The sequence below is a fragment of the Acinetobacter sp. D009 genome (assembly GCF_038562025.1).
GTDB classification, from domain to species: domain Bacteria; phylum Pseudomonadota; class Gammaproteobacteria; order Pseudomonadales; family Moraxellaceae; genus Acinetobacter; species Acinetobacter pittii.
Window position 1 is genome coordinate 3,707,831 of sequence record NZ_CP151886.1, and the last position, 25,403, is coordinate 3,733,233.

Consider the following 25,403-nt stretch of genomic DNA (forward strand, 5'->3'; position numbering starts at 1 on the left):
TCCTTATACCTGATTAATAAATTGAACACGGGCGGTGACAGCACACATCAGTTCATAGCCCACCGTACCGGATGAAACTGCGACATCATCAATAGGTAAAACGACGCCTGTACTTGATTGGCCCCAAAGCACGACTTCACTGCCGACTTTGGCACTTTCAATACCTGTTAAATCGACTGCCAACATATCCATGCTGACGCGGCCAATTGTACGAGTGAGGACAGAGTCCACTAAAACAGGCGTACCTGTTGGTGAAATACGTTGATAACCATCGGCATAGCCACAAGCTACAATTCCAATCGTCATGGGCTGCTCTGCGACAAAGTTTGAGCCATAACCTACGCTTTCATTCGGTTCTAAATGCTGAACTGAAATAATTTCGCTGCGTAAGCTCATGGTCGGTTGTAAACCCCAGTCCGCAATACTATGCGTCGGGTAGTCTGGCGAGCTGCCATAGAGCATGATGCCGCTACGTGCATAATCTGATTTGAGCTGGTCTTGATAACGCAGAATTGCCGCGCTATTACTTACCGACCTTTCACCTGGTAAATCTTTAATAATTTCTTCAAATGCAGTGATTTGATAATCAATGCCTTGCTGGCCGAAACGATCACCATCTGCATCAGAAAAATGCATCATGTGCGTAATCTTGGACACATTTGCCAAGTTATTTAAACGTTCCCAAGCCTGAACATAGTTTTGTGGTTTAAAACCAAGACGGTTCATACCACTGTTCATTTTTAGACAAACATCAAATTGGGCTGGATAAGGATGCTTTTCTACCCACTCGATTTGCGCTTCACTATGAATGGTGAAGCTGAGTTGATACTGTACACAATCAAATAAATCTTGAGGAGAAAAAATCCCTTCGAGCAATAAAATTGGACCTGTCCAACCTAAAGCACGAATGCGTTTTGCTTCATCAAGATCAAGTAAGGCAAAGCCATCTGCTGCTTTAAATGCTTCATAAACACGTTCAATTCCGTGTCCATAAGCATTGGCTTTTACAACGGCAAAGACCTTACTATTTGGCATAGCCTTGCGTACCACCGCCAAGTTATTTTGTAAGGCTTGACGGTGGATGACTGCGGTAATAGGACGAGGCATGATTACTTTCCTAACGTCCGTTATGCAGCATGCGCGTGTGAATAACGCTGAATTGAAAGGCCATCGGTACTGATATCAGTCTTGTGATTCAATACGATGTCACTGATTAATTTTCCTGAACCACACGCCATGGTCCAGCCTAGAGTGCCGTGACCTGTATTCAAGAACAGATTTTTAAAGCGAGTTGCGCCAATAATCGGTGTACTATCTGGTGTCATTGGACGTAAACCAGTCCAAAAAGACGCCTGTGCCATATCGCCGCCCGGGAACAAGTCCTGAGTCACCATTTGCAATGTTGCACGGCGGTCTTCATTCAGGCCTAAGTTAAAGCCACTTAACTCAGCCATCCCACCTACGCGAATACGTTGGTCAAAACGAGTAATCGCAATTTTGTAGGTTTCATCAAGCACTGTAGATTGTGGAGCAAAAGCAGAGTCAACAATAGGAATCGTCAACGAATAACCTTTCACAGGATATACAGGTAACTGTAGATCAAGTGGTTTCAAGAAATCACGTGAATAGCTACCAAATGCTAAGACATAACGATCTGCAGTTAAAACTTTACCATTGACCTGAACGCCCTTAATTTCATCGCCTTCAACAATCAATTTTTCTACGTTCTGGTTGAACTGGAAGTTAACACCCAACTCTTTAGCAATTTGAGCTAAAGCATTGGTAAATAAATAACAGTCACCTGTTTCATCATTTGGTAAATGTAAACCACCAACCAATTTATCTTGTGCATTTGCCAACGCTGGTTCTACACGACCAAGTTCGTTGCCATTTAATAATTCGTAGCTTACGCCGCACTCTTCAAGCACACTAATGTCGCGTTGAACCGCTTCCATTTGTGCTTCTTTACGGAATAACTGCAACGTACCTTTAGCACGGTTTTCGTAATTAATACCTGTATCTTTTCTAAGTTCACGTAAGCAGTCACGGCTGTATTCAGCCACGCGCATCATACGTTCTTTGTTCACAGCATAACTTTGTGGATTACAGTTTTTTAGCATTTGAGCCATCCACTGTAACTGCCACATGCTGCCATCTAAATTAATCGCAAGCGGTGCATGGTGTTGGAACATCCATTTCACAGCTTTAAAAGGGATTCCTGGTGCTGCCCAAGGAGTCGAATACCCAGGCGAAATTTGACCTGCATTACCAAAACTTGTTTCTTCGGCAGGACCTGACTGGCGATCGAGAACAGTAACCTCAGCTCCTTGTTGAGCTAGATAATAGGCACTTGCCACTCCAATAACGCCGCTACCTAAAACAATTACGCGCATTTCCATTCCCTCACGCACACCAGTTTATTTAACTAGTATATTTCTGCTTCAATAGTTTATTTCACTGTTTTTCAGGCTATAATCTAGGTAAATTTATGTTTTTCTCGCGAGAATTTAAAAAAAAGAGGAAATATCTATGCGCCCCTTAGATCGTATAGATCGCATGATTCTGGACATTTTGCAGCGTGAAGGACGAATTGCGATTAGTGAATTGGCATCGAGAGTTAACCTGTCGACCACCCCTTGTTCAGAGCGTGTAAAACGCCTAGAACGCGATGGCATTATCATGGGTTATTACGCTCGGCTAAACCCAGCCTTTGTGGACCGTAACCTGCTTGTCTTTTTAGAAATTAAGTTATCTGCCAAATCTGGCGATGTGTTTGATCAGGTGGCTAGAGATTTAGTCGAGATTCCTGAAGTGCTTGAATGTCACCTTATTTCTGGCGAATTTGACTACCTTGTAAAAGCGCGTTTAAAAGAAATGAGCGCATACCGCCGCTTATTAGGAGATCTATTAAAGAAACTCCCTGCTTCGGCGTCTTCACACAGTTATGTGGTTATGGAAGAAGTCAAAGAAACTCTATATCTCGATGTAAGCAAGTAAAGCGAAGCTTCATTGAATTCGCTTTACTCACGTTTTGAAAATTAGAAATATTTTAAAATCGAAATATGTTTGTTTTGATGTTTGAACTTCGAGAACCATTTAACCGCTGGGTAGAGTGCAAAAGACAACACAATCGTGATTAACCATAGCATCCACACATGATTGACCGACAAATAGTTTCCGTAGTTAGCTCCCCACACACTGAGTGCAAACACATACATGAGTTTCAACACATATAAATGCAGTAAGTAAAAGAACATAGGCACCGAGCCAAACACCACCAAGGGTTTTAGGAATGAATATTGCTGCATACGCTCAAAAGCCACCAGCACAATCAAGCCAATTCCAACATTCAGCAAAATAAATAATAAAGACGGTGGATACTTAGTGAGGTTAAAAAAGCTCATAAGGCTAAGTTGTAATGACTCAAAATGTTGCCACGGCTGGTCGCCATAGACATTGATAAAACGCAGTAAAACAAACAATCCAATACTTACTAAACCAAGGCTAAGTAAAGTGCGGCTTCTTTGCTTTGCTGAATATTTTGAACTAAAGAACTGACCTAGCGCATAGCCCAATAAAATCACGCCAATCCAAGGTAAAACAGGGTAACTTGTACGAAGCTTGATGTCTGCAATCTCAATCCAACCACGGTCATGTAAAACAAACCATATATTTTGCAAGACGCCTTGTGAGAAGTGCACTGAATCTAATAAATTGTGCCCAAAAATAATAACCAAACCTGCGCCCGCAAGAACAGGCAAAGGCAAACTTACACAGCACGCTAGCACCACCATGCTAATACCAATCGCCCAGATCACCTGTAAATAAATGACTTCGGGTGGAAAAGTTGCTGTCCATGCAAAGTTCACCAGCGTGAGCTCTAGTGCAATCAAAAATAAGCCGCGCTTTAATAAAAAAGCACGTGTTTGCTGTAAATCTTGTTTTTTTGATTGAAATAAAAATGCAGAAATACCCGTTAAAAGTACAAAAACTGGAGCGCAAATATGGGCCAATAATCGACTGCCAAATAAAGCGGGTTCTGTTACTGTTACGTCCATTGGATCGGTAACCTGTTTATGTAAATAGAAAGTTTCTCTTACATGGTCGAGCAACATAATAATGATGACCAGACCGCGTAAAGCATCAATCGACTGTAAACGTTCAATATTTTTTTCTATAGACATAGCGGTAATCAACAAAATAATGTAACGTTATACTATTACATTTAATTCCTTTTGTCTTTTTATGGCTGATTATTTATGCGACACAAATTAGGATTGCTGTCTTCGTTAGGTCTATCATTTATATCGACACTCACTTGGGGAGAGGACACGTCAACGGTACTAGAAACCATACGTGTTCAGGCCGAAAGCACCCGAGAAGATGTGAGCCAAAATAGCTCGGCAACTAAATTTACTCACGATGTTTTAGATGTCCCTTTTAACCGTGCTTATCTTTCTAAACAAATAATAGAACAACAAGACGTTCAACGGATTGATGACGCATTAAGCTTAGTGAGCGGGGTTTTTCATCAAAATAGTTTCGGTGGTGGCTTTTGGGATAATTACTCTTTCCGCGGTTTTAGTACCGATCCCAATTTAGGTGCCTCAATGATCCGCAACGGCTTGAGTGTCAACCGAGGAATTAGTGCTCCAAAAGATGTAGTGAACATTGAATCTTTAGAGTTTTTAAAAGGGCCAATGGCGGCTTTATATGGTCGCGGCGAAACAGGTGGCTTGCTTAACCTCAACAGTAAAAAACCACAGTGGGAAAGCGAAAGTGAACTTAACTTACGTGCCAATACCCAAGAACAATACCGAATTAGTCTGGAACATACCGCGCCTATAAATGATGAACTGGCCTATCGTGTAGCAGTAGCTCATGAAGATAATCAAAGCTTCCGTGATCATGTCAGCAGTGAACGCTGGTTCTTTTCACCACAGCTTACATGGAAAATTTCAGACCAGACACAACTCGACTTTGACAGTGAATTTACAGAGCACAAAGGAACCTTTGACCGTGGCGTCAGCACAGTCAATCAGCAGTTTGTGATGGACCCGAAAACCTTTACAGGTGAACCTGATGATGGGGATATGAAAGTGAAAGACTACTTTTACCAATTACGTCTCTCTCACGAGTTTAATCCTGACTGGAAGCTGAATAGTGCAGTCAGTTATAAAGACGCTCAAATGATCGGCTTTTCAACCGAACCACGACGTATACAAGCCGATGGGCGCACTTTAGAACGCCAACGCCGTTATCGTGATTATACAAGTGAAGATGTTCTGGCTCAGACAGAATTAGTTGGTAAATTTGATACATCTTGGGCACGTCATGAAATTTTACTTTCAACCGAGCTTGGTCAACTCGACTATAAGCAAAACCAGCTTCGTCGCAATCACAGCACAAGCTCAACAAACACAATTGATATCTACCAACCTGAATACGGCAAATATTTACCTAGCTTAGATCCATTTACCAACACCAAAGAGCGCCAACGCTATTTTGCGCTTAATGTACAAGATCAGATCTTTTTCAATGACCAATGGAGTGTACTATTTGGCAACCGTTTTGATCAGGTCGAACAAGACTTTAAAAACCATATAAAACAAACCGAAAATAATCAGACGCTTCACCAAAATAGTCCGCGTTTTGGAGTAAATTTTAAAGCCTCTGACCAATGGGCGTTTTATACCAATTATGGCCGCTCATTTGCCATGAATAGTGGTATGAACCGAAATAGTCAGACTTTTGCTCCGGAAAAAGGTGAAAGCTATGAAGTCGGTACCAAATATAAAATGAATGACCAAAGTGTGCTGAGTCTCGCTTTGTTTAAAATGAAAAAGCAGAATGTACTGACGACAGATCCTATCAACAAAGACTTCCAAACCGCAGCAGGCGAAGTAAGTAGTAAAGGGATTGAGTTTGACTTAAATAATCAGATCACTGACCGCTGGTTCATCAATGCCAACTATAGTTATACCGATGCTCAAATTGAAAAAGACCAAGACTTGGCAAAAGGTGCACGTCTGAGCAATGTTCCAAAACACCAAGGTGCTGTAAGTACTAATTATGAGTTTCTACAAGACGGTCCGAGAAAAGCAGGTGTAGGAGCTAACCTCACCTATGTCGGTGAACGCAGCGGGCATAACCTAGACAATGGCTTTAATTTACCAAGTTATACGCTGGTCAATTTAAATGGTTACTATGCTCCATCAGACCGCTTACGTTATCAGCTGAATGTGAACAACCTGTTTGACAAAACTTACTATGTCTCAAGCTATAGCGATTTATGGGTTCAACCAGGTGAACCACTAAATGCTTCAATCTCAGCACAATGGAAGTTTTAATTGATACATAAATAAAAAGCCCGAATTATTTCGGGCTTTTTTATTAGAACATACCATTTTCATTGACGAGCGGGTCGGGCTGTACTTGCCCAATATCCCAAAACTCAGCAATTTTGCCCTTTTCAAAACGACAAATATGAACCACAGCCAAGGTGGTTAAGCCGTTCATTTGCATTTCAAGTTTTGAATGCACAGCAACCAAATCACCTTCTTCAATGACATGTTGAACATCAAAGACTTTGTTGGGAGTTTCAATTGCACTTTCACGCATCCCTTCCTTCAAAGAAGTCGCATCACCCGCATAATAAGGGTTGTGATGCTTGAAGTTCGGCGCAGTATAATTGCTGTAAGCTTCATCAACTTCACCAGCTGCGGCAAGTTCTAAAAACCGTACTGCAATTTGTTTTTGAGATAAATTCATGATTATCTCCTACTCTTTATTTTAGACCTTACTGCAACAGGTCATCTTCTTCGTCTTCCTCAAAGACATAGGCCATACAGCCCCATCCATCATATTCGCCCTGAAATTTCTCAGCGATGCTGGCAAACCATTGTTCCAAGTCAACAATGTCTGAATACTCAGGTTCCATGTTAACGAAGATGGTAATCACCCACTCATTTGGCTCAACAGAGTCATCTTGAAAAAGTGAAACTTTTTGTTCTTGGTAAAGCAAATAGAGTGCACATTGCTCTGCATTTTTCTGATCTTGAAAAGCAATTGAAAATTCAATTTCATGCAGCTCGGTTAAATCATCCCCATCTTCAGCCATTTGCCAAAGTACGTTGCCGTTATCGTCATCTGGAAATTGTTCGTAGTCACGAGTCATAAAGTGTTCCTTGTTGTTGTCGCAGTATTAATATTATTCGACATCAAGAATACCCGACTTTTATTGCAGTTTGGGTATATATTCCGTTCCCAATTGCATCAAATTAATTTTTTAATTATATAAATTTTAAAAAGGCACTTGTGACTCAATCACCACATCCGTTCCATTTAATGGATGCTGGAAAGCCAAATATGCGGCATGTAAGGCCATGCGGTTTAAGTGAAAACGTTTAGGCTCAGGGTGATATAACTTATCCCCCATAATCGGATGTCCTATATGCATCATGTGCACACGTAACTGATGCGAACGTCCTGTTACAGGTTCAAGCAATACTCGACTTTGATCTGTTTTTTCATCATAAACCAAGGGCTGAAACAAGGTTTTGGCGTGTTTACCTAATTCAAAATGTACAATTTGTCTTGGGCGATTTTCCCAGTCGGTAATGAGTGGAACCTCAACGCTTCCCTCTTGTGCGACTTGGCCTTGCACCAAAGCAATATAATGTTTTTTGACTGTTCTGGCCTGAAACATTTTACTTACCGCAACTTCTGCATCACGGTGTTTAGCAAACATAAGTAAGCCTGATGTCGCCATATCTAAACGATGCGTAACCTTAGCTAAAGGGAATTTTTCCAGCACCCGTAAATAAGCACTGTCATGATGCTCAGGTAACCGTCCCATTACCGACAACAAACCCGCAGGTTTATCAACCACAACCAAATCATCGTCTTCAAATAAAATTGAAAGCGGATCTTGTGGCGGAGCGTAAACAAAGTTGTCGTTTAAAGGCATGGTCGTAGAAACAGCAATGGAGCATGGCGGCAAATCATAAAGAAATTTCAGATCTACCGCAAAATAATCTATAACGCTTTACTCATGTTCCACGTGAAACTCAGAAAATCTTTATCGTTTTTTATTCATTTCAGCTAAAAGATCAAGCTGAATTTCTTGAATATGCGCAAGTCTTTCCCACTGATGCGATAAAAGGTGATCCATTTTTTCATGCAAATGGCGAATCTCAAGTTCGGCTTTTAAATTAATTTGATAGTCATGTTGAGAACGTAAACGGTCTTTTGCTTCTTGGCGATTCTGGCTCATCATAATAATAGGTGCCTGAATCGCAGCTAAGCAGGACAAAACCAGATTAAGCAAAATAAAGGGATAAGGATCGACGGGACGGACTACCATCACTACCGTATTTAGAATAATCCAGCCTGTCAAAAATAGAGCAAAGCAAATGAGAAAAGCCCAGCTACCACCAAATGTTGCGATTTTATCTGCCAGTTTTTCCCCAAACGTCCATTTTTGATCAAAGTCGGATTCGGTATTTCGGCTAATTAGCTCATGGCGTTGCATACTGCCAATCACTTCATTTTCTAAATTAGAGAGTTCGCCCTTTTCGGAACGTAAAATTGATTGAACGTACTTAATTCGATAATCTGCCAGATCGGCTCGACAAATAAAGCTTGAGTAATTCCAATCTGGATAGTCTTTTAAAATTTCATCACTAATCACATTACGAATGACTTCACCAGACACTAGATCTTTTAAAGGAAAATTTTTCCCACAAACGGCGCACTGCCGACACTGATTTTTATTCTCCATATTATTCAGCTCTTTATTATGATATTAAGATTATTATATAAACAATTTTGGCTGATCACATCGTAAATAAAAATAGTAATCTAACCTAAAATCTGTAAAGTCGCTGGTACGATTTTTCGATGGGCAGGAATTACAGGTAGCATATACAATCGCCCAAGCCAATTTTTAATATGCACTATTGTAGTTACGGTAAGCACTTGGGTATCTTCATTTTTATAAATAGATAAAGTCACATTTAAGTGCTTGTCATCGTCTCCAATCACTAATTCATTTTCGGTACGCTGCAAAAAAGTAAAAATTCCAATTCGGTCGCCTGCCACATACTCATTTTCTTTTTTATGAGTATCAATCTGCTTAAAACTTCCTAAATCTTTAAGCCCAATCTTTGAAGTAATTTTATTACGCATATTCATGCTCCACTCTATCCACTGCGGAGTGTTCTGAAATAGCTTAATAAGTTGCTGAAATACATTTAGGTCGGGCTGACCAAGCACAATACTCCACGAATCGTGGAAGTAAGCATTATTCAGTTGAGATGAGATTTGACTGTCGGTAGGTAAAGCAGAAAGATAAGGCTTATTCATAAATTATATTCTTGTAAAGTATCGTTTTTATTATAGAGAATTTTTTAGGGTGTCAAGGGAAAACATCTATGGTTTACTTCAACAATCATAACTTTGTAAGTTATAACCTTGTGCCTATAAACTTTTGATCTATAGCGTCCTAAGCCGAATCGAGACCTTTTGGGTGAGTACACACTAACGTTATACGTTTTGGTGCATGCTACTCTTTTCGATCCCTATCACACCCTTGAGATATAGTTTAGCCAGCACCCTGCGGGATTGTTTTTCTAAGAAAAGCGAATTTTTATTATTTTTGGAAATTTTTACGTGATTAGCCAAATTTAAAAGAATTTATTCCCATTTACCTATAATTAGTTATATTTAAATTCCACTTTATTTGTATTTTTCGGTTTATTTTACCAAGAAAAATTTTTAAGCCAAATTGGAAGTTCGTTCAACCGCGCATGTTTAGCCGAATAACTCATGTAAAGCTGACTCCCTAATCCCCACTTTTAAGCATTTTTATTCTTTGAGCACTATTCTTAGAGATAACTTTTGCGCTTGAATACATTATAAAAACATATTATAAACTATTTCTAACCAAATGATTGGTTTTTTGGAACTTTATAATGAACAACAATATTATAATTTTTGGTTATGGAACAGGTATTTCCAAAGCCGTAGCACATAAGTTTGGTAAAGAAGGCTATAAAATCGGGTTAGTGGCACGTAATGCTGAAAAACTCGAAAAAGCTATTTTAGAACTTAAAACACAAGGTATTGAAGCTTACGCTTTTGCATGTGATTTAGCGGTTCTTGAAGATATACCAAATCTTATTAATCGTATTAAAGACCGATTAGGAGAGATTAAAAATATCCATTGGAATGCTTTCCATGATATTGAAGGCAATATCTTAAAAACCCCTCCACTAGAGCTTACTAAAAGCTTTCATATTCGTGTTTCGAGCTATATTGCGACCGTGCAAGCTTGCTTAGGTGATTTAGAAAAGAACCACGGTAGTATTTTATCGACAAACGGAATTTTTGCTTTTGATGCAGTGGGTATCGACTTGGTGGCTAAAGAGTACTCATCCTTAGCAACTACCGCTGCCGCTCAATACAAAGCCACCAACTTACTTGCTCATAGTCTTGCTGACTCAAATGTTTACGTGAGCCAAGTAATTGTGAATGGTTTCGTTGATGGTACATCTGGAGCACAAGATAAAACCTACACGGTGCATCCAGAAACGGTTGCAGAGCAGTTCTGGTACTTACACCAGCATAAGCAAGAAACTGTTTCCTTTTGTGGTGAAGCAATTCAAGCTGCTTAATATTTCTTATGACAGAAGAAGCGTAATAAATTACGCTTCTCTAAATTTTTAATTTGATGTTTTATATGTCGCAGTAGTATTTAACTACTTTTCATACTCTGATGGATCAATTTTGTATTTTTTAAAGAGAATAGAACGTACGGAGTCATTTATACTGTCATCATGTTTAATAATTAAATAAATATCCTTCTTAGTTAAGGGAATAGTTTTTAAAATATCACTTAGCTCTGTACTTCTAATAGATCGTACTTCACTTGGTTGTTTGGATATTTCAGGATCTTGCTCTTCAAAATTAAAATCTACACCTTGTAAATTGAAATAAACCATAACTCTTCTATTTAAAGAATCACTATCATCATATAAAACAGTTCCTGCTGGAAGGATTGTATATTCTGAATAATTATCACCATTTGAAGAAATTTTTAGAGGCCTCTCTAAAATATGTATCTTAGGCATTTCTCTAGAACTCCACAGATAAAAATTTAAAACTAATTGAACTAAAAACAAAATTCCTAATATGATTATTACCAGATTTTTTTTCATATATCCCTACTTTTTAAGATGATATGTATTTTTAATATCTACTTTTACATCAGGAGACTTCATTAAATAATCATTTAAATTATCGGGTAAAAATAGGTATTTTGGCATTTCATATTTACTTGCCTTAAATGCTAGCTTTACTGTAGTGGATAGTACTTTCTCAGCATTTACAAACATATGGCCTGATTTCGCCATACTTGGAATTGCTTTTTTCGTTGCTTCTAAACTTTGAGTAGTGCAATTCGGGGCCAAAGCAAAATAGTCCTGAGATAAAGCATAACTTTTATAGTATTTTTCATTTCGTCTTAATGTGGCTGTTTTCAATAAATTATTATAATAATTTAATACCAGCATAGCCTGACTATCAAAGATTTTATAGCCATAAGCATGGGTTGTCCTCGTTTTTGAAGTTCCTACCCCTTGGCTATTTTCATCAGCAATATAAGCGTCAAAGCTACTCCAAATCCTTAATATCCCTTCCCCGCGGGGACTATTAGCACCCTCTAAAGTAAAAATACCAAAGCTTTCAGGTTTCGTCTTACCATACCTACCAAAATCATAGATATAATCTTTACCTTTTAACTTAATATAAACAGCAGTATGGCCATATGGTGACTCTCTATCTCCTTCCCCATATGCACTCCCTACTAATAGATGTAACTCAGCTTCTGGTTTCAAAGGAACTTTCTGGGTCGGTGGATTAGCTGTATTCGTTGTAGTACTTGTTGTTGAATTATTCGCCATTTACCCTATCTTCCTGTTCGAACCAATTAACAACTAATTCATCATTTTCAGCAGATTTTATAGTTTTCGTCATTCCTTTCTCATTGGTAAAACCATAAGATTTTATTCCTGTTCTTTTATTCAAAATTGAATAAGGTATTCCTTCTAATGGTTCATTCTTAGATGAATCTATAGCTTGGAAATTACGATGCTCAGTTTTAATTCTCAAATCGGGCAATGCAGGAACATTAGCATTCACACTCCCACCTCCCATAAATAAATGCTGCCCAGCTTTCACCTCAAACTTGCCACTCGTGGTCATAAAAATGCCTGAACCGGTAATTTTGACTTGAGACCCGCCTGCGGTGAGCACAATTTCTTTGGCTGCTGTCGCCTCAATTTTGTCTTCAGTCGAAATCACCTGAACAGCTTTACGGGCAATTAAATCTGCACCATCGCCTTGTGCTTGTATCTCAACTTTGCCTTTGCCTGCATAGAGTCTTGCGCCTTCTTGCGCTGCAAAAAGGCTAATCTTGTTTTGGGCATGTGCAATCAAGTTCTTTTGGGTAGACAGATTAATGCTGTCTCCAGCAGTTTGGTTTATCTGGCCATCTGCACTTAAGTGAATGTCTTCGTTACTGCTCAGCGCGATGCTATTTGGGCTCGCCAACAACATAATCGCCTCTTTAAACGTTTTGGCTTTTGCGTTGTCTTGCTGCTCAAGTTTTTCAATAAACGACTTTAGGTTTTCTAAATTTTCTAACGGGTCAGTTTGCTGATTTTTAGCGACTTCACTGAGTGCCTTGGCATTGTTAAGGCCCCCTTCTATTTGTTGTTTAGCCTCAGCTGCCTCTAGATGTACGCCTTGGGCTTGGTCCTGTTTATGGGTACTAACGAATAAACCACTGCCAGCTCTTACCGCACCCCACTGGTCTGTTCGTAGCTCAAAACCTTCACCACGGCCATCACTTTCCGCCTTGTCTTTTGGATGGCTTAAGTTACCGAGATTTAATTGGCTTGCGGCATGGCTACTTTGTAGCTGGGCACTGATCTGGCCTGTCGTGTCATCAAAACGTAGCTGGTTAAAACCTTTGCCATCCACTTCTTCTGAACGAATGCCACTGAGTTTCTTGGTATCAGGTAACTGACCTTTCTGGTCGAATTGCGTTGGATGTCGATCAGCCTCGTGAATACGACCCACCACAAATGGACGGTCAATGTTGCCATCAAAGAAATCGATGACCACGATTTCGCCCACGCGAGGCAAGAAGCGTGCGCCATAACCGGCGCCCGCCCACGGGGTCAGCACATCTACCCAAGCCGAGTCAGTGTCATTGTCGTTACTTCCTGCCCCACCATCATGGCTATGGTCGTCAGCTCGGGTAAACAAGAAACGGACTTTAATGCGTCCCCACTGGTCGACATGAATGCTTTCACCTTCCAGCCCCACCACTCTAGCGCGCTGCGGGTGAGCGGCTGGTCGGTGCTCTAGTGGGTTATATTCAGGCACAGCTTTAATGTTGCGTCGAACCACGTTCAGTTCAGCATAGTGGCGCTGCTCTGGGTTTTGGCTATCGATTTGAGCTGCCTTGAGCTTGTCTTTTGGTAATAAGTGCTCAAGTTGCTGTTGTAATTCTTTCGGTAAATTATTCTGGTTATAGTAATGCTTGCTTAAGATTAAGAATTCTTTATCGGCACTATCATGCTGGTCGAGTTCAGGATGGTCATTCAGCTCAAACCAGTAACCCACCTGTGCATCACGGACGTTGCCCGAAACGGTAAACTGTTTCGAGCTCAGGTGATGGTAAGTATTAATATGTTGGTTAAGCTGTTCAATCTGGCTATTGCCTGAAGCTGTGGCCTGATCTTCACCGTTTAAATCTTGCATCCACGCTGGGCTGACATGCCATGCATCTTCAAGGTTTAAGCTGGCATTGTCATAGTGTTCGCTGTGCTTTTGTGTGCCTTGTACGCTGCCGCTGCCTTCTTCTTGTTGCAAAGCATCGGCTTGCCAGCGTTGCACATGAACCGAGGTTGGTTGTAAGCGACGCTCAGCTTTAACTTGGGTAATGGTATCGAACTGTTCTGTGGCACTGCTGCGTTGGTAACGTAGGCTACGACGTTCAAGCGCCTGATAGTTTTGGTTATCGTCAATTAAACGTAAGACTTGTGGCTGAATGGAAGCATTCGGGTCAGCGACAAAAAGCTGTGATTCATCGACCAGCCAGTTAATGCCTTCACTACGCCACAAACGGGTTAAAAAGTCATAATCGCTTTCGTTTGACTGCATCACAAATGGACGCACATCGTAGTCTTTGGTTAAGCCTGCTGTGTCGAGTGTTAAGCTTGAGGCAAATAACGGGCTTTTCCCCTGCCATTCTTTAAACAGAATTTCGCTAATATCGCGCACGCTTTTGTTCATAAACACGCGGCTATTACGGCGTTTATGCCAAAGTGCAGTTGGGTCTTTTAAGGTTAAGTTATAAATGGTAAGTGAGCCGTCGCTTTGCCCTTGGCTCGCTTCGGTAATAATACCTGTCGTTCTAAAAAACTGGCCTGTGTCTGTCACCTGATCGACGGCAACCTGACAGCCAATAAATTGTTTTAATGCAATATGTGCGTTTGTCGACAGACACAGTAATTCAGCAACGCTACCTTGGTTGAGCGTATGTTCACCCTCAATGCGTTGCAAGAAAACTTGCTGATTTAAAGACTGATTTGAGAATTGGATATGAACAGCGCGATTTTGTGAAACAAGGCCTAAACGCTCCAATATACTCGACACACTCATCTGCATTTTTATTATCAATCAAACTTATATTTAGGCCGCATTTTAATTAAAAAAAGACTAATCTGTCTATCTATACTCATTTTCAAAATGTAACTAGTCTAAATATGCAGTTTTAGGTTAATTTCTTATTAAATAGGTATTTAAACCGTAAAATCAGATCATTTTAAAGCGTTATAAACCAACCAAACATATTTAATATTTTTCTTTTATATTCAAATAGATATTAAAGAAAGCAACTACTCAAATTAATAAAATTCAGGATAAGATATGAAAATAAAAAAGTCTGCTTTTTATATATTTACGGTGATTTTCTCACTTCATTCTTCAGCATTTGCTGAACCGAGTGTGGCCGATATTCAATATCGTGCAGAGCAAGGGCAATCCGTTGCCCAATATCATTTGGGGATGATGCTTTTAAGTGGCGAACAAGGCGTTGTTAAAAACTATGAACAAGCGTTTAAATGGCTAACTGCGGCTGATCAAAATGGAAGTATGGGGGCAAAATATAGTTTAGGGATGATGTATTACACAGGCACGGGCGTCGAAAAAGATGCCAAGCGCGCTTTTGATTATTTTACTAAGGCTGCGGCCAAGGGCCATGCTAAAGCGCAATATAACTTAGGGGTGCTATATGACAGAGGTGAAGGAACTGCGCAAGACTATGGAAAGGCGTTTGAGTGGTTCAGTCGTGCTGCCAACCAAGGCTACCCACCCGCAGAATATAATTTAGCTCATCTATATAAAAAAGGTCACGGCGTTTCACAAAGTGATGAGCAAGCCCTTAAGTGGTACACCAAAGCGGCTGAGCATAATGAAAGCGATGCCCAGTACAACTTGGCCCAGATGTATTTAAATGGTGAAGGCACGCCGAAAAACCTACAACTGGCAAAGAAATGGTTTCAGCAAGCTGCCGATGCAGGTGATTCGGATGCGAAAGAAATGCTTAAAAGTTTAGAATAAGGTATTAAAACTTAATGTTTATCTAGCTCTAATAACTCACTAATTTCTTCACCATATAGCCATTTATTTAAAATACCTTCCGAACTTTCTAGGCCTACAATATCTAGAAAGCTTTCAAATGTAGTTGCCACTTGTTCTCGATCTTCTGTATCAAGCTTGTCAGGATCGATTTGGCTAATTCCATGAGCAAGAACATGTAAAAGTTCTGCCTTAGTTGGTTCATTCTTTTGTTGATAGAGTCCAATAAAAGCTTGTGCAGCATCAGCCACTTTTTGGTTCAAGCTCATACGTAATGCAGGATTTTGAACCCCTGTATATAGTTGTCCATCTCCAGCAAAATGATCTTGAGCTTTAAACTTTTCTAATTGTTGAATAACAATAGAGTTTGAATTTTGAATACTCATTTCTGTTTTATTGTCAGTTTTTTGGGCACAACCAACTTGTGAACTTAAGATGGCCATAACTAAAACTAAAAGCTTTTTCATAATTTTATTACTTTTATATTTGTCTGCATCAAATATAAACTAAATTAATTATAATTTTCCATACCCATGAAAACTTATTTTATTATTTATTTTTTCTAATTAAATATAAATATTAATCCTATTATTTTAAAAATACATTTAGTTTTATTATTAAATCAAAAATATTTTAAATATTAAATTGACGTAATTAAAATCACCGATTATTATCTCGTTGCTGGCCTACATTGCCAGACGGTTTTAGCAGACCGTAACCTCGTAGCGGTTTATAGTACAATCTATAAGTCGTTAGACCCTTGCGTCCCCTTTTCTTTGCGGTAGGACGGGAGGGGGACGCCCCGTGCGTGCTGGTTCTACGAGGCCAGTCTGCTAACCCCCTTTCGTTCTACCACCATAAATTAATTCGCGGTAATCTGGTGGTAGGACTCCATAAATTATAAGGAGTTGACCATGACATTTTTCAAACTTACTCCCTCTTTAGATTAATTATTTTATTTATTTAAAATTTAGGTTTTCTATTGCCTAATTTTTAAATTTATAAATTATTTTTATTTTTAAAATTTAATTATTTTATTTTCCTAAATTTATTGGAGGATTAATTATTACCTAAAAATTATTTAAAATCTTAAAACCAATTATATTTTTATTCTACTCATAGATATAAATCATTATGAGAATAATATGACAATTTATAAATCTATTATGGCTTTAAATTTGGTTCTAAGCAGCTACGGTTTTTCAGTTTGCAAAGTCTTGTTCTCCCACGGGACTTTGCCCCTACTTTTTTAGCGTCATGCAGCGGTGTGACAAAAGTAGTCCGGGCTAAGTGTTAGGCTTAGCTCCTTTATCTCTGTGCTGCAATGGTTTATTACTTTAAATCAGCGCAAAAGATTAAAGTCTGTTGCAGCACAGAGGCCTAAAGAAGAATATTTTTAAGAAATTTGAATTCTTATAGTTTAGATATTTCTATACTCAGCTCGTTTTTAACGATAAAGTCATGTTTAATAAGTAGTATTTTTTTCACTAATATCATAGAGCTAATAAAAATGAGTTTTTATACAGAACTACAAGTCCGTTATACAGATTTTGACACGATTGATTTATCTACTGAAAAGCAGAATATCCTAGAAATATTAACTGAAGATTCAATCCACGAAGATGTTTATAATGCTTTAGTAGATGCCTTTTCTAATGGTCAGGCAGGCCTTAATGTCGATCCAGTTTATTGCCTAGAACTCATAGAAAAAATTACCGCTCTATTTCCAAATGCAAATTTTGAATGTCGAGGGTTAGGAGAAGAGTATTTCTATACGTGGATCCTCTGTGCTGAAAATGGGCAGATTATTTTTAGCAGCAAGCCTTGGGAAACTGAAAACCCTTTTATATAAGGATAACCCTACCCATTTTTGTACGCTTTAACTTACAAACTTTTAGGGATTTTGCGGATTGGCGATACTCCTCTTTTTTCCTAATATGAACTCATACAGGAACAGGATGTTCCAGAACATAAAACAACAATAATAGGTTCAAGCACCAGGAGCGTGAGATACGACAGGAGTCATATCTAGCAACCAAATACGAAAAAGCTCGACAGGATGTCGGGCTTTTTTTATTGCCATTTAAAAATAACCTAAAAGAAAATTCTTATATTGTTCTATTCACAACATACCTTTGAACTACTTGGTTGAGAGTAATTTCAGAATGAAGACGACCATTGTTTGCTTGAATAGTTTTTGCAGAAGCTAAATTAGATTTATAACAATGTATATGTAACTCCGTTAGGCCTAGCTTCCATGCCTCCTGAATTGTAAGCTCTAACAATTTCGAGCCAAAATTCTGTCCACGTTTAGAGGGACGAATACCTAAACCAATATGTCCACCACAATATTCAATCTGTTCATTGAGTTTAAGTCGCAAGTTAGACGCGCCAATAATTTCATTACCTTCTACTAACCAATATGTAATGTTGGGAACATGCCCTTCTTCTAGGGATTCCCCTTTTTCATAATCTCTCAGTTTATTCAAAAATGATTCAAAATTTGTATGGTCAAACTCCGTTGTCAAAGGGTGACGATCTTCATCTGCTAATTCATTAATATAGTTGTTATAGCTTTCTTTAAATCTTAAATGAGGTTTTACCAACATAACGGTCATTTATTCATTACTCCCGATAAAATTGTTCTTTTTACAACCAAACTTAAACATAACATATTGTTATCAATAGCAACTCTTATTCTTTTCAACATCTCAAATGATTAGATATAAAAGTAAGCCCCCTCTATTCGCCCCCCGTTGTAACTACAAAATGCCCCATACCATGTTTCAATGTACGTTTTATCCTACAAACTTTTAGGGATTTTGCGGATTGGCGACACCCCTCTTTTTTCCTAATATGAACTCATACAGGAACAGGATGTTCCGGAACATAAAACAACAATAATAGGTTCAAGCACCAGGAGCGTGAGATACGACAGGAGTCATATCTAGTACCCAAATACGAAAAAGCCCAACAGGATGTTGGGCTTTTTTTATTGCCATTTAAAGTGATGTTTAGGCTAAACCTATAGAGGACTATGCGCCTGTTCTTGCTTTTTATGGCGTATCCAACGTACCGCTAAAATAATCGCTATCAGCACCACTACTGCAACAAGTGCAGGCACTAACATGGCCGAAACCGAAAGTAAGATCGCTCCAATCCATTCACCTGTCGCAACGACAAAATTCCCTAAACCACCCGTGGTTGCAGTTGAAACACCACGTGCAGCAACGGTACTCATTTGCACCACACCTGCCGTACCACCACCAACAATAATGGCTGCTGCCCAACTGGCAAACTGAGACATTTCTCCACTACTGACCGCCATTGTCGCTAACGTACCCGCGATCATCGCCGCAGGGGTTGCGACTGTGTCTAAGGCATTATCGACCCACGGGATATAGTAAGCTGCGACTTCACACACCGTTGCCACACCTAAAGCCAAACACACCGATGGCAGAGCTAACCACTCAAAGCCTTTTGATGGCTCAAACCATCCCATCATGGTTGCAATGCTCATGACCAATAGCGGCACAAACACGCGAAAACCGCAGGCAGCGCTCAGGCCCACACCAATACATAAACCCAATATTGTTTCCATAACGGTTTCCTTTTCATGCCCATCACGGGTCTTGTTATGTAAGTCTTATTTTTAAATTAACAAAAAAGCCCCATCAGGTGACAGGGCTTTTTGTTAAATGCGAACGCAAATATTATTTCATTCTTAACGTTTAAATTGTGTGCAGTAGCATTTCGTGCAAGGTGGTAAAGGGTCTGTATTAATTTCTAAAAACACTCTATGTCCGCACTGAGCACAGAAGTAGAAGCCTGTTCCGGGTTTTTCGCCAGCTGTTACCATGATTACATTCCTATAATCGTATATATATTAAACAGGAATATAACCCACTTAAAGTGAATGTCAATTGTCCATTTCGCCCGATGATGATGGCATAAATGCAAAAAATGTTATTTGTACGATTTATCTTACACAGATTTAGGGATTTAGCGGATTGGCTGCCCCCTGCTTTTTTTCTATGATGAGTTCATACAGGAACAGGATGTTCCGGAACATAAAACAACAATAATAGGTTCATGCATCGGGATCGTGAGATACGACAGGAGTCATATCTAGCAACCAAATACGGAAAAGCCCAACAGGATGTCGGGCTTTTTTTATGTTCTTCTTTCATAGAGTTATAAAGTGTGAAACTTATAAAATTACTTTGCTTCTCACTAATTATTAGATTTTAGTTAATTACTTTCTTTTACTGGCAGATAATTTAGGATTTCCATCAATTAAAACAATTTGAGAAGCTTTACTATAACTTGTAACAAATTCTCTTCTCACTTCTTGTAGTCTTTTGAATTTTTCTCTTAAGCCACCTATATCTATTAGAATAAAAATACCTTCTTCTGACTGCTCGGCTGTCTTATATATTTCAAGTTGTTTCTCATAGCCATGTATGACATTTGGATTAGTCGATAATTTTATTTCGACTATAACTTTAAAATTAAAACCCTGAGATATTTTAAAATCAACAGGTCCATTACCACTATCTACTTCAGGACTAAGATCTAAATTATTTGCTTTACAATAACTTAAAGCTACGGCAAAAAGTAATCTTTGACATGCTTTTTCTTTTCTCGGTTCTCCTTCTTCAGTCCATAATTCTTTCCATAGACCATTATCTTCAATTAAGAATTTGAATTGATCTATGATTTCATTCACCACGCCTAAAAGTTGTTCTCTGTTTTGTATACCATTACTAAAATTCTTCAAATTTAAAGGATATTGATTTGCAATATTTTTTAAAATTTGAAGCCAAAATATATCCCCATTAGGATCTTGAATAAAATCATAAGCTTGAGCATCTTTCAATTTTCTAATTAGATTTAAAACGTCATCAAATGACTCCTTATCTTGAAGAGCAGAACTTTTAAATTCCGCTTTATCTTTTTTAGTCATAGTGGCCCAAATATGGCCGACATTCTCATTAATTCTTTTTCGAAGTTGCTCATTTTTTCTTACAACATCTGAGATTTCACTCCAATCATTAGCTATTGGTAAATCTCGAACAACATCCATAGGTACAAAGAATATAGGATTTTTAGAATAAGGATTTCTTATTAATTGAACAACTTGGTCTTTAAGTTCAAAGCGTTCTGTAGGAATATTTAGTTTTTCAACAATATCGATTGTATATTCAAGTATTTGATCATAAATAATATTAGTGACCATATCACTTATTCGATCAGGGCCAATCCCTTCCTCAAATAAAGCTAATGCCATGAATAAGTCAACATCTTCCACACCTAGATCTACAATATCTTTTGCAGTATTCAAAGTTCTATTTACTAATTCTGGTCCCCAGCCAGATCCTTTACCCCCTCCATATCCCAAACATGTGTAATTAATTTCATGAAATAAAAAATCTTTATTCAAAGTTCTCCAAGCAATATCTTTAGAGTTTCTTTGCTTTACTGCTGATAAAAGTTTAATCGCTCGCTTAAAGAAATTATTGTATGAATTAAAAGCCTTTTCTGACCATATTTTAGACTTTGATTTCGGAATTAATAATGGATCAATAAATAAAGGAGTATCTGCGTTCAATATTATATCTATAGCACCTAAGCTATTGAATGTTGCTTCACTTTCAGGAAATTGCATTGAAAAGGTTATTGGTTTATTAATTTTTGCCATTTTATAAATATCAAGTAAAAGCCCCACTTCACAGTAGGGCTTTTTTTAAACAATATCAATAATGTTTAACTAAAGTATCAAGCCACTTGACCTTCTAAAAAGTCCTGCGCAAAACGCTGTAATACACCGCCCGCTTCATATACAGAAACTTCTTCTTCTGTATCTAAACGGCAAGTCACTGGCACTTCAAGAATCTCTTCTTTACCATCCGCTGTGGCACGTTCAATCACTAAGGTTAAAGTCGAACGTGGCGCGATATTACCAATCACGCTATAAAGCTCTGTACCATCTAGTTTTAAAGTCTTGCGGTTTACACCCGGTTTAAACTCAAGCGGTAACACGCCCATACCCACCAAGTTAGTACGGTGAATACGCTCAAAACCTTCTGCCACAATTGCTTCAACACCTGCAAGGCGTACACCTTTTGCGGCCCAGTCACGGCTTGAACCCTGACCGTAGTCAGCACCCGCGACAATGATTAACGGTTGCTTACGGTTCATGTAGGTTTCAATCGCTTCCCACATACGCATCACTTCGCCTTCAGGCTCTACACGCGCTTTTGAACCTTGCTTAATAGTACCGTCTGAACGGACCACCATTTCGTTATAGAGTTTCGGGTTGGCAAATGTTGCACGTTGTGCAGTCAAGTGGTCACCACGGTGCGTTGCGTATGAGTTGAAGTCTTCTTCTGGTACGCCCATTTTGTGAAGGTATTCACCCGCAGCCGAGTCCATCAAAATCGCATTTGAAGGTGACAAGTGGTCGGTAGTGATGTTATCACCCAAAATCGCAAGCGGACGCATATTCGCTAAAGTACGTGGTGCAGCCAACGCCCCTTCCCAATATGGTGGACGACGGATGTAAGTACTTTGCGGACGCCAGTCGTAAAGTGGGCTCTTCGCTTGTTCAACTTCGCCCAAGTCAAACATTGGAATGTAGACTTTACGGAACTGTTCAGGCTTCACGGCTTCTTTAACTAAGGCATCAATTTCAGCGTCAGATGGCCAGATGTCTTTGAGGTAAATCGGGTTACCGTTTTTGTCATGACCCAAAGCATCTTTTTCGATGTCAAAACGAATCGTACCCGCGATTGCATACGCCACAACTAGCGGTGGAGATGCCAAGAATGCTTGTTTTGCGTATGGATGGATACGGCCATCGAAGTTACGGTTACCAGACAGTACTGCGGTTGCGTACAAGTCACGGTCGATAATTTCTTGTTGGATGACTGGATCTAACGCACCCGACATGCCGTTACAAGTAGTACAAGCATAAGCCACAATACCAAAACCAAGTTGTTCTAAATCTTTTAAAACACCCGCTTCTTCGAGGTAAAGTGCAGCCGCTTTCGAACCCGGTGCAAATGATGATTTCACCCAAGGTTTACGAACTAAGCCTAGCTCGTTAGCCTTACGCGCCAACAAACCTGCCGCCACGGTGTTACGTGGGTTAGAGGTATTTGTACACGAAGTGATTGCAGCAATAATGATTGCGCCATCAGGCATTAAGCCATCAGAACGGTTTTCAACAACGCCCGCAATGCCTTTTTCTTTTAGGTCGGCGGTAGAAACACGTGCATGTGGGTTTGATGGACCAGCAATGTTACGTGTTACTTTTGATAGGTCAAAACGTAGTACACGTGGGTACTCTGCTTTGGTCATGTCAGTTGCCCAAAGGCCGATTTCTTTTGCGTACTGCTCAACCAATGCCACTTGTGCATCTTCACGGCCTGTTAGGCGTAAGTAGTCGATTGTGTTTTGGTCGATGTAGAACATTGCAGCCGTAGCGCCGTACTCTGGTGTCATGTTCGAAATGGTTGCACGGTCGCCCACAGACATGCTGTCAGCACCTTCACCAAAGAACTCAAGGTATGCACCCACTACGCGCTCTTTACGTAAAAATTCAGTTAAAGCAAGTACGATATCTGTTGCAGTAATACCTGCCTGACGCTGACCTACAAACTCAACACCAATAATGTCTGGCAGACGCATCCAAGATGCACGGCCCAACATCACGTTTTCAGCTTCCAAACCACCAACGCCCACAGAAATTACGCCCAAAGCGTCTGTATGTGGTGTATGTGAGTCTGTACCTACGCAAGTGTCTGGATATGCCACGCCATCACGCGCCTGAATCACCGGAGACATTTTCTCTAGGTTAATCTGGTGCATGATGCCGTTCCCAGCAGGGATCACATCGACATTTTTAAATGCTGTTTTAGTCCACTCAATAAAGTGGAAACGGTCTTCGTTACGACGGTCTTCAACAGCACGGTTTTTTTCAAAAGCGTCTGGGTCAGCACCACCGTATTCCACTGCTAAAGAGTGGTCGACAATGAGCTGTGTTGGTACAACTGGGTTGACTTTAGATGGGTCACCGCCTTTGTCAGCAATCGCATCACGTAAACCTGCAAGATCAACCAATGCAGTTTGACCCAAGATGTCATGACACACCACGCGCGCAGGATACCAAGGAAAGTCCAAGTCCTGACGGCGTTCAATCAACTGTGTTAAATAGGCAGTTAAGTTCTCGGCATCGGCACGGCGTACTAATTGCTCTGCAAGTACTTTAGAGGTGTAAGGCAGTTTTTCGTATGCGCCTGGCTGAATATCTTCAACGGCTTGACGCACGTCGTAATATTCAAGCTGGGTGCCTGCCAGTGGCTTACGGTATTTTGTGTTCATTAACCACGCTCCGCCAATGGTTTAAATTCAAGATTTTCAGGACCTGTGTAGTTCGCGCTTGGACGAATGATTTTGCCGTCTTGGCGTTGTTCAATCACGTGCGCTGACCAGCCTGCTGTACGTGCAATCACGAACAATGGTGTGAACATTGCAGTTGGAACACCCATTAAGTGGTAGCTCACCGCACTGAACCAGTCGAGGTTCGGGAACATGTTTTTCACTTCTTTCATCACTGCTTCTAAACGCTCAGCGATGAGGTACATTTTGGTGTTCTCTTGTGCTTGCGCTAAGTCGTGCGCAACTTTCTTGATCACTTCGTTACGTGGGTCAGAAACTGTATAGACAGGGTGACCAAAACCGATCACAACTTCTTTATTTTCAACACGTTTACGGATGTCAGCTTCTGCTTCGTCTGCGTTGTCGTAACGCTGTTGAATCACGAATGCAACTTCGTTTGCACCACCGTGCTTAGGTCCGCGAAGTGCACCAATACCGCCTGTAATTGCCGAGTACATGTCAGAACCTGTACCTGCAACCACACGTGAGGTAAATGTAGATGCGTTGAACTCGTGCTCAGCATACAAAATAAGAGAGGTATGCATTGCTTGAATCCATTCTTCAGATGGTTTTTCGCCATGAAGTAAATGTAAGAAATGCGCTGCAATTGAGTCGTCATCTGTCTCAACTTCAATACGACGACCGTTATTGCTGAAGTGATACCAATAAAGCAGCATTGAGCCTAGGCTTGCCATTAATTTATCAGCAATGTCTTTTGCGCCCGCTTCATTGTGGTCTTCGTGTTCTGGAGTTAAACAACCTAGCACTGACACACCTGTACGCATCACGTCCATTGGGTGTGCAGACGGAGGAAGTTGTTCAAGTGCTGTTTTAAGTGCTGCTGGTAAGCCACGAAGTGCTTTTAATTTTGCTTTATATGCTTTGAGTTCAGCTTTGTTTGGTAATTTGCCATGTACGAGCAAGTGAGCAACTTCTTCAAACTGGCTACCCGCTGCAAGGTCAAGAATGTCATAGCCACGATAGTGCAAGTCGTTACCGCTACGTCCTACGGTACAAAGTGCTGTGTTGCCTGCAACTTGTCCGCTAAGTGCAACTGATTTTTTTGGTTTGAAGCCTGTTGTTGTTTCATTTGAGCTCATAAGATTGTCCTTTCCTATCTATCTGAATTTATTTATTAAGCACGACGGAGTCGCACCGTTTTCACTTCTTATATCGGGATTAACCTTCGGTTCGACCTACTTTTCTTTCGGGAAAAGTAGGCAAAACCATTGTCATCTGCAAAACTCGTC

The 25,403-nt window shown here is 39.9% G+C and carries 23 protein-coding genes; 5 read left to right on the forward strand and 18 right to left on the reverse strand.

The genetic code is table 11. The features are described from left to right. Positions 1 to 3: 3 nt before the first annotated feature. Complete coding sequence (gene alr, locus AAC388_RS17690; RefSeq protein ID WP_086354722.1) at positions 4 to 1,107, reverse strand: alanine racemase; 1,104 nt, start codon at positions 1,105 to 1,107, stop codon at positions 4 to 6. 20 nt (positions 1,108 to 1,127) lie between these two features. Beyond that, a complete protein-coding gene (locus tag AAC388_RS17695; protein WP_206261756.1) occupies positions 1,128 to 2,393 on the reverse strand; it encodes a D-amino acid dehydrogenase in 1,266 nt (421 codons plus the stop codon). Positions 2,394 to 2,529: 136 nt separating this feature from the next. Between AAC388_RS17695 and AAC388_RS17700 the strand changes: the two genes are divergently transcribed. Beyond that, positions 2,530 to 2,997 carry an Lrp/AsnC ligand binding domain-containing protein gene (locus tag AAC388_RS17700; protein ID WP_005804788.1) on the forward strand — a complete coding sequence of 156 codons (468 nt, stop codon included), beginning with the start codon at positions 2,530 to 2,532 and terminating at the stop codon, positions 2,995 to 2,997. 41 nt (positions 2,998 to 3,038) lie between these two features. Here the strand turns inward: AAC388_RS17700 and AAC388_RS17705 are convergent, their stop codons facing one another. Next, complete coding sequence (locus AAC388_RS17705; RefSeq protein ID WP_342370994.1) at positions 3,039 to 4,184, reverse strand: DUF1624 domain-containing protein; 1,146 nt, start codon at positions 4,182 to 4,184, stop codon at positions 3,039 to 3,041. Between the two features lie 75 nt (positions 4,185 to 4,259). Between AAC388_RS17705 and AAC388_RS17710 the strand changes: the two genes are divergently transcribed. Then, positions 4,260 to 6,350: a TonB-dependent siderophore receptor gene (locus AAC388_RS17710; RefSeq protein ID WP_342370995.1), complete on the forward strand. Its 2,091-nt coding sequence runs from the start codon at positions 4,260 to 4,262 to the stop codon at positions 6,348 to 6,350. A 43-nt stretch (positions 6,351 to 6,393) separates the two neighbouring features. Here AAC388_RS17710 and AAC388_RS17715 read toward each other — a convergent pair whose 3' ends face one another. From AAC388_RS17715 to AAC388_RS17735, 5 genes are all read right to left on the reverse strand, one after another. Continuing rightward, the gene (locus tag AAC388_RS17715; RefSeq protein WP_017387409.1) at positions 6,394 to 6,771 is read right to left on the reverse strand and encodes a nuclear transport factor 2 family protein; all 378 of its coding nucleotides are present in this window, start codon (positions 6,769 to 6,771) and stop codon (positions 6,394 to 6,396) included. Between the two features lie 28 nt (positions 6,772 to 6,799). After that, positions 6,800 to 7,177, reverse strand: a complete 378-nt coding sequence (locus AAC388_RS17720; RefSeq protein WP_017399750.1) for a ribonuclease E inhibitor RraB — start codon at positions 7,175 to 7,177, stop codon at positions 6,800 to 6,802. 126 nt (positions 7,178 to 7,303) lie between these two features. Beyond that, positions 7,304 to 7,969, reverse strand: a complete 666-nt coding sequence (locus tag AAC388_RS17725) for an RluA family pseudouridine synthase (protein WP_057073956.1) — start codon at positions 7,967 to 7,969, stop codon at positions 7,304 to 7,306. Between the two features lie 111 nt (positions 7,970 to 8,080). Next, the gene (locus AAC388_RS17730; RefSeq protein WP_032064040.1) at positions 8,081 to 8,782 is read right to left on the reverse strand and encodes a DUF1003 domain-containing protein; all 702 of its coding nucleotides are present in this window, start codon (positions 8,780 to 8,782) and stop codon (positions 8,081 to 8,083) included. 80 nt (positions 8,783 to 8,862) lie between these two features. Then, positions 8,863 to 9,366 (reverse strand): DUF2867 domain-containing protein, encoded by a 504-nt coding sequence (locus tag AAC388_RS17735; protein WP_280586453.1) that lies wholly within the window; start codon positions 9,364 to 9,366, stop codon positions 8,863 to 8,865. Between the two features lie 608 nt (positions 9,367 to 9,974). Here AAC388_RS17735 and AAC388_RS17740 point away from each other — a divergent pair. Beyond that, a complete protein-coding gene (locus tag AAC388_RS17740) occupies positions 9,975 to 10,676 on the forward strand; it encodes an SDR family NAD(P)-dependent oxidoreductase (protein ID WP_174723271.1) in 702 nt (233 codons plus the stop codon). 84 nt (positions 10,677 to 10,760) lie between these two features. Here the strand turns inward: AAC388_RS17740 and AAC388_RS17745 are convergent, their stop codons facing one another. The 3 genes from AAC388_RS17745 to AAC388_RS17755 are packed head-to-tail and all read right to left on the reverse strand — an operon-like array spanning position 10,761 to position 14,739. After that, positions 10,761 to 11,219 (reverse strand): hypothetical protein, encoded by a 459-nt coding sequence (locus tag AAC388_RS17745; RefSeq protein WP_171261713.1) that lies wholly within the window; start codon positions 11,217 to 11,219, stop codon positions 10,761 to 10,763. Between the two features lie 6 nt (positions 11,220 to 11,225). Next, positions 11,226 to 11,963 (reverse strand): hypothetical protein, encoded by a 738-nt coding sequence (locus tag AAC388_RS17750; protein WP_000002885.1) that lies wholly within the window; start codon positions 11,961 to 11,963, stop codon positions 11,226 to 11,228. Then, positions 11,953 to 14,739, reverse strand: a complete 2,787-nt coding sequence (locus tag AAC388_RS17755) for a type VI secretion system Vgr family protein (protein WP_342370996.1) — start codon at positions 14,737 to 14,739, stop codon at positions 11,953 to 11,955. Before AAC388_RS17755 ends, AAC388_RS17750 begins: the two co-directional genes overlap by 11 nt. A gap of 261 nt (positions 14,740 to 15,000) precedes the next feature. On the opposite strand from AAC388_RS17755, the gene AAC388_RS17760 reads away from it, so the two are divergent. Then, positions 15,001 to 15,693: a tetratricopeptide repeat protein gene (locus AAC388_RS17760; RefSeq protein WP_342370997.1), complete on the forward strand. Its 693-nt coding sequence runs from the start codon at positions 15,001 to 15,003 to the stop codon at positions 15,691 to 15,693. 11 nt (positions 15,694 to 15,704) lie between these two features. On the opposite strand, the gene AAC388_RS17765 is transcribed toward AAC388_RS17760, so the two are convergent. Beyond that, the gene (locus AAC388_RS17765; protein WP_017387431.1) at positions 15,705 to 16,178 is read right to left on the reverse strand and encodes a DUF4844 domain-containing protein; all 474 of its coding nucleotides are present in this window, start codon (positions 16,176 to 16,178) and stop codon (positions 15,705 to 15,707) included. 1,043 nt (positions 16,179 to 17,221) lie between these two features. Between AAC388_RS17765 and AAC388_RS17770 the strand changes: the two genes are divergently transcribed. Continuing rightward, positions 17,222 to 17,563 carry a hypothetical protein gene (locus tag AAC388_RS17770; protein ID WP_342370998.1) on the forward strand — a complete coding sequence of 114 codons (342 nt, stop codon included), beginning with the start codon at positions 17,222 to 17,224 and terminating at the stop codon, positions 17,561 to 17,563. Positions 17,564 to 17,819: 256 nt separating this feature from the next. Here AAC388_RS17770 and AAC388_RS17775 read toward each other — a convergent pair whose 3' ends face one another. From AAC388_RS17775 to prpC, 6 genes are all read right to left on the reverse strand, one after another. Further along, positions 17,820 to 18,329, reverse strand: a complete 510-nt coding sequence (locus tag AAC388_RS17775) for a GNAT family N-acetyltransferase (RefSeq protein WP_039766037.1) — start codon at positions 18,327 to 18,329, stop codon at positions 17,820 to 17,822. A 407-nt stretch (positions 18,330 to 18,736) separates the two neighbouring features. After that, the gene (locus AAC388_RS17780) at positions 18,737 to 19,312 is read right to left on the reverse strand and encodes a DUF4126 domain-containing protein (RefSeq protein ID WP_017482338.1); all 576 of its coding nucleotides are present in this window, start codon (positions 19,310 to 19,312) and stop codon (positions 18,737 to 18,739) included. A 123-nt stretch (positions 19,313 to 19,435) separates the two neighbouring features. Next, positions 19,436 to 19,570, reverse strand: coding sequence for a zinc ribbon-containing protein (locus AAC388_RS17785; protein WP_001983336.1), 135 nt, complete (start codon positions 19,568 to 19,570; stop codon positions 19,436 to 19,438). Positions 19,571 to 19,966: 396 nt separating this feature from the next. Beyond that, positions 19,967 to 21,412: a hypothetical protein gene (locus tag AAC388_RS17790; protein WP_342370999.1), complete on the reverse strand. Its 1,446-nt coding sequence runs from the start codon at positions 21,410 to 21,412 to the stop codon at positions 19,967 to 19,969. A gap of 77 nt (positions 21,413 to 21,489) precedes the next feature. Beyond that, positions 21,490 to 24,096 carry a Fe/S-dependent 2-methylisocitrate dehydratase AcnD gene (gene acnD / locus AAC388_RS17795; RefSeq protein ID WP_342371000.1) on the reverse strand — a complete coding sequence of 869 codons (2,607 nt, stop codon included), beginning with the start codon at positions 24,094 to 24,096 and terminating at the stop codon, positions 21,490 to 21,492. Continuing rightward, positions 24,096 to 25,253: a 2-methylcitrate synthase gene (prpC, locus tag AAC388_RS17800; protein WP_002120737.1), complete on the reverse strand. Its 1,158-nt coding sequence runs from the start codon at positions 25,251 to 25,253 to the stop codon at positions 24,096 to 24,098. Before prpC ends, acnD begins: the two co-directional genes overlap by 1 nt. Positions 25,254 to 25,403 lie beyond the last annotated feature (150 nt).

What these genes read in the sequence shown, in the direction of transcription:
- alr (WP_086354722.1), bottom strand. Translation starts at nt 1,107, where the DNA reads ATGCCTCGTCCTATTACCGCAGTCATCCACCGTCAAGCCTTACAAAAT.
- AAC388_RS17695 (WP_206261756.1), bottom strand. Translation starts at nt 2,393, where the DNA reads ATGCGCGTAATTGTTTTAGGTAGCGGCGTTATTGGAGTGGCAAGTGCC.
- AAC388_RS17700 (WP_005804788.1), top strand. Translation starts at nt 2,530, where the DNA reads ATGCGCCCCTTAGATCGTATAGATCGCATGATTCTGGACATTTTGCAG.
- AAC388_RS17705 (WP_342370994.1), bottom strand. Translation starts at nt 4,184, where the DNA reads ATGTCTATAGAAAAAAATATTGAACGTTTACAGTCGATTGATGCTTTA.
- AAC388_RS17710 (WP_342370995.1), top strand. Translation starts at nt 4,260, where the DNA reads ATGCGACACAAATTAGGATTGCTGTCTTCGTTAGGTCTATCATTTATA.
- AAC388_RS17715 (WP_017387409.1), bottom strand. Translation starts at nt 6,771, where the DNA reads ATGAATTTATCTCAAAAACAAATTGCAGTACGGTTTTTAGAACTTGCC.
- AAC388_RS17720 (WP_017399750.1), bottom strand. Translation starts at nt 7,177, where the DNA reads ATGACTCGTGACTACGAACAATTTCCAGATGACGATAACGGCAACGTA.
- AAC388_RS17725 (WP_057073956.1), bottom strand. Translation starts at nt 7,969, where the DNA reads ATGCCTTTAAACGACAACTTTGTTTACGCTCCGCCACAAGATCCGCTT.
- AAC388_RS17730 (WP_032064040.1), bottom strand. Translation starts at nt 8,782, where the DNA reads ATGGAGAATAAAAATCAGTGTCGGCAGTGCGCCGTTTGTGGGAAAAAT.
- AAC388_RS17735 (WP_280586453.1), bottom strand. Translation starts at nt 9,366, where the DNA reads ATGAATAAGCCTTATCTTTCTGCTTTACCTACCGACAGTCAAATCTCA.
- AAC388_RS17740 (WP_174723271.1), top strand. Translation starts at nt 9,975, where the DNA reads ATGAACAACAATATTATAATTTTTGGTTATGGAACAGGTATTTCCAAA.
- AAC388_RS17745 (WP_171261713.1), bottom strand. Translation starts at nt 11,219, where the DNA reads ATGAAAAAAAATCTGGTAATAATCATATTAGGAATTTTGTTTTTAGTT.
- AAC388_RS17750 (WP_000002885.1), bottom strand. Translation starts at nt 11,963, where the DNA reads ATGGCGAATAATTCAACAACAAGTACTACAACGAATACAGCTAATCCA.
- AAC388_RS17755 (WP_342370996.1), bottom strand. Translation starts at nt 14,739, where the DNA reads ATGCAGATGAGTGTGTCGAGTATATTGGAGCGTTTAGGCCTTGTTTCA.
- AAC388_RS17760 (WP_342370997.1), top strand. Translation starts at nt 15,001, where the DNA reads ATGAAAATAAAAAAGTCTGCTTTTTATATATTTACGGTGATTTTCTCA.
- AAC388_RS17765 (WP_017387431.1), bottom strand. Translation starts at nt 16,178, where the DNA reads ATGAAAAAGCTTTTAGTTTTAGTTATGGCCATCTTAAGTTCACAAGTT.
- AAC388_RS17770 (WP_342370998.1), top strand. Translation starts at nt 17,222, where the DNA reads ATGAGTTTTTATACAGAACTACAAGTCCGTTATACAGATTTTGACACG.
- AAC388_RS17775 (WP_039766037.1), bottom strand. Translation starts at nt 18,329, where the DNA reads ATGACCGTTATGTTGGTAAAACCTCATTTAAGATTTAAAGAAAGCTAT.
- AAC388_RS17780 (WP_017482338.1), bottom strand. Translation starts at nt 19,312, where the DNA reads ATGGAAACAATATTGGGTTTATGTATTGGTGTGGGCCTGAGCGCTGCC.
- AAC388_RS17785 (WP_001983336.1), bottom strand. Translation starts at nt 19,570, where the DNA reads ATGGTAACAGCTGGCGAAAAACCCGGAACAGGCTTCTACTTCTGTGCT.
- AAC388_RS17790 (WP_342370999.1), bottom strand. Translation starts at nt 21,412, where the DNA reads ATGGCAAAAATTAATAAACCAATAACCTTTTCAATGCAATTTCCTGAA.
- acnD (WP_342371000.1), bottom strand. Translation starts at nt 24,096, where the DNA reads ATGAACACAAAATACCGTAAGCCACTGGCAGGCACCCAGCTTGAATAT.
- prpC (WP_002120737.1), bottom strand. Translation starts at nt 25,253, where the DNA reads ATGAGCTCAAATGAAACAACAACAGGCTTCAAACCAAAAAAATCAGTT.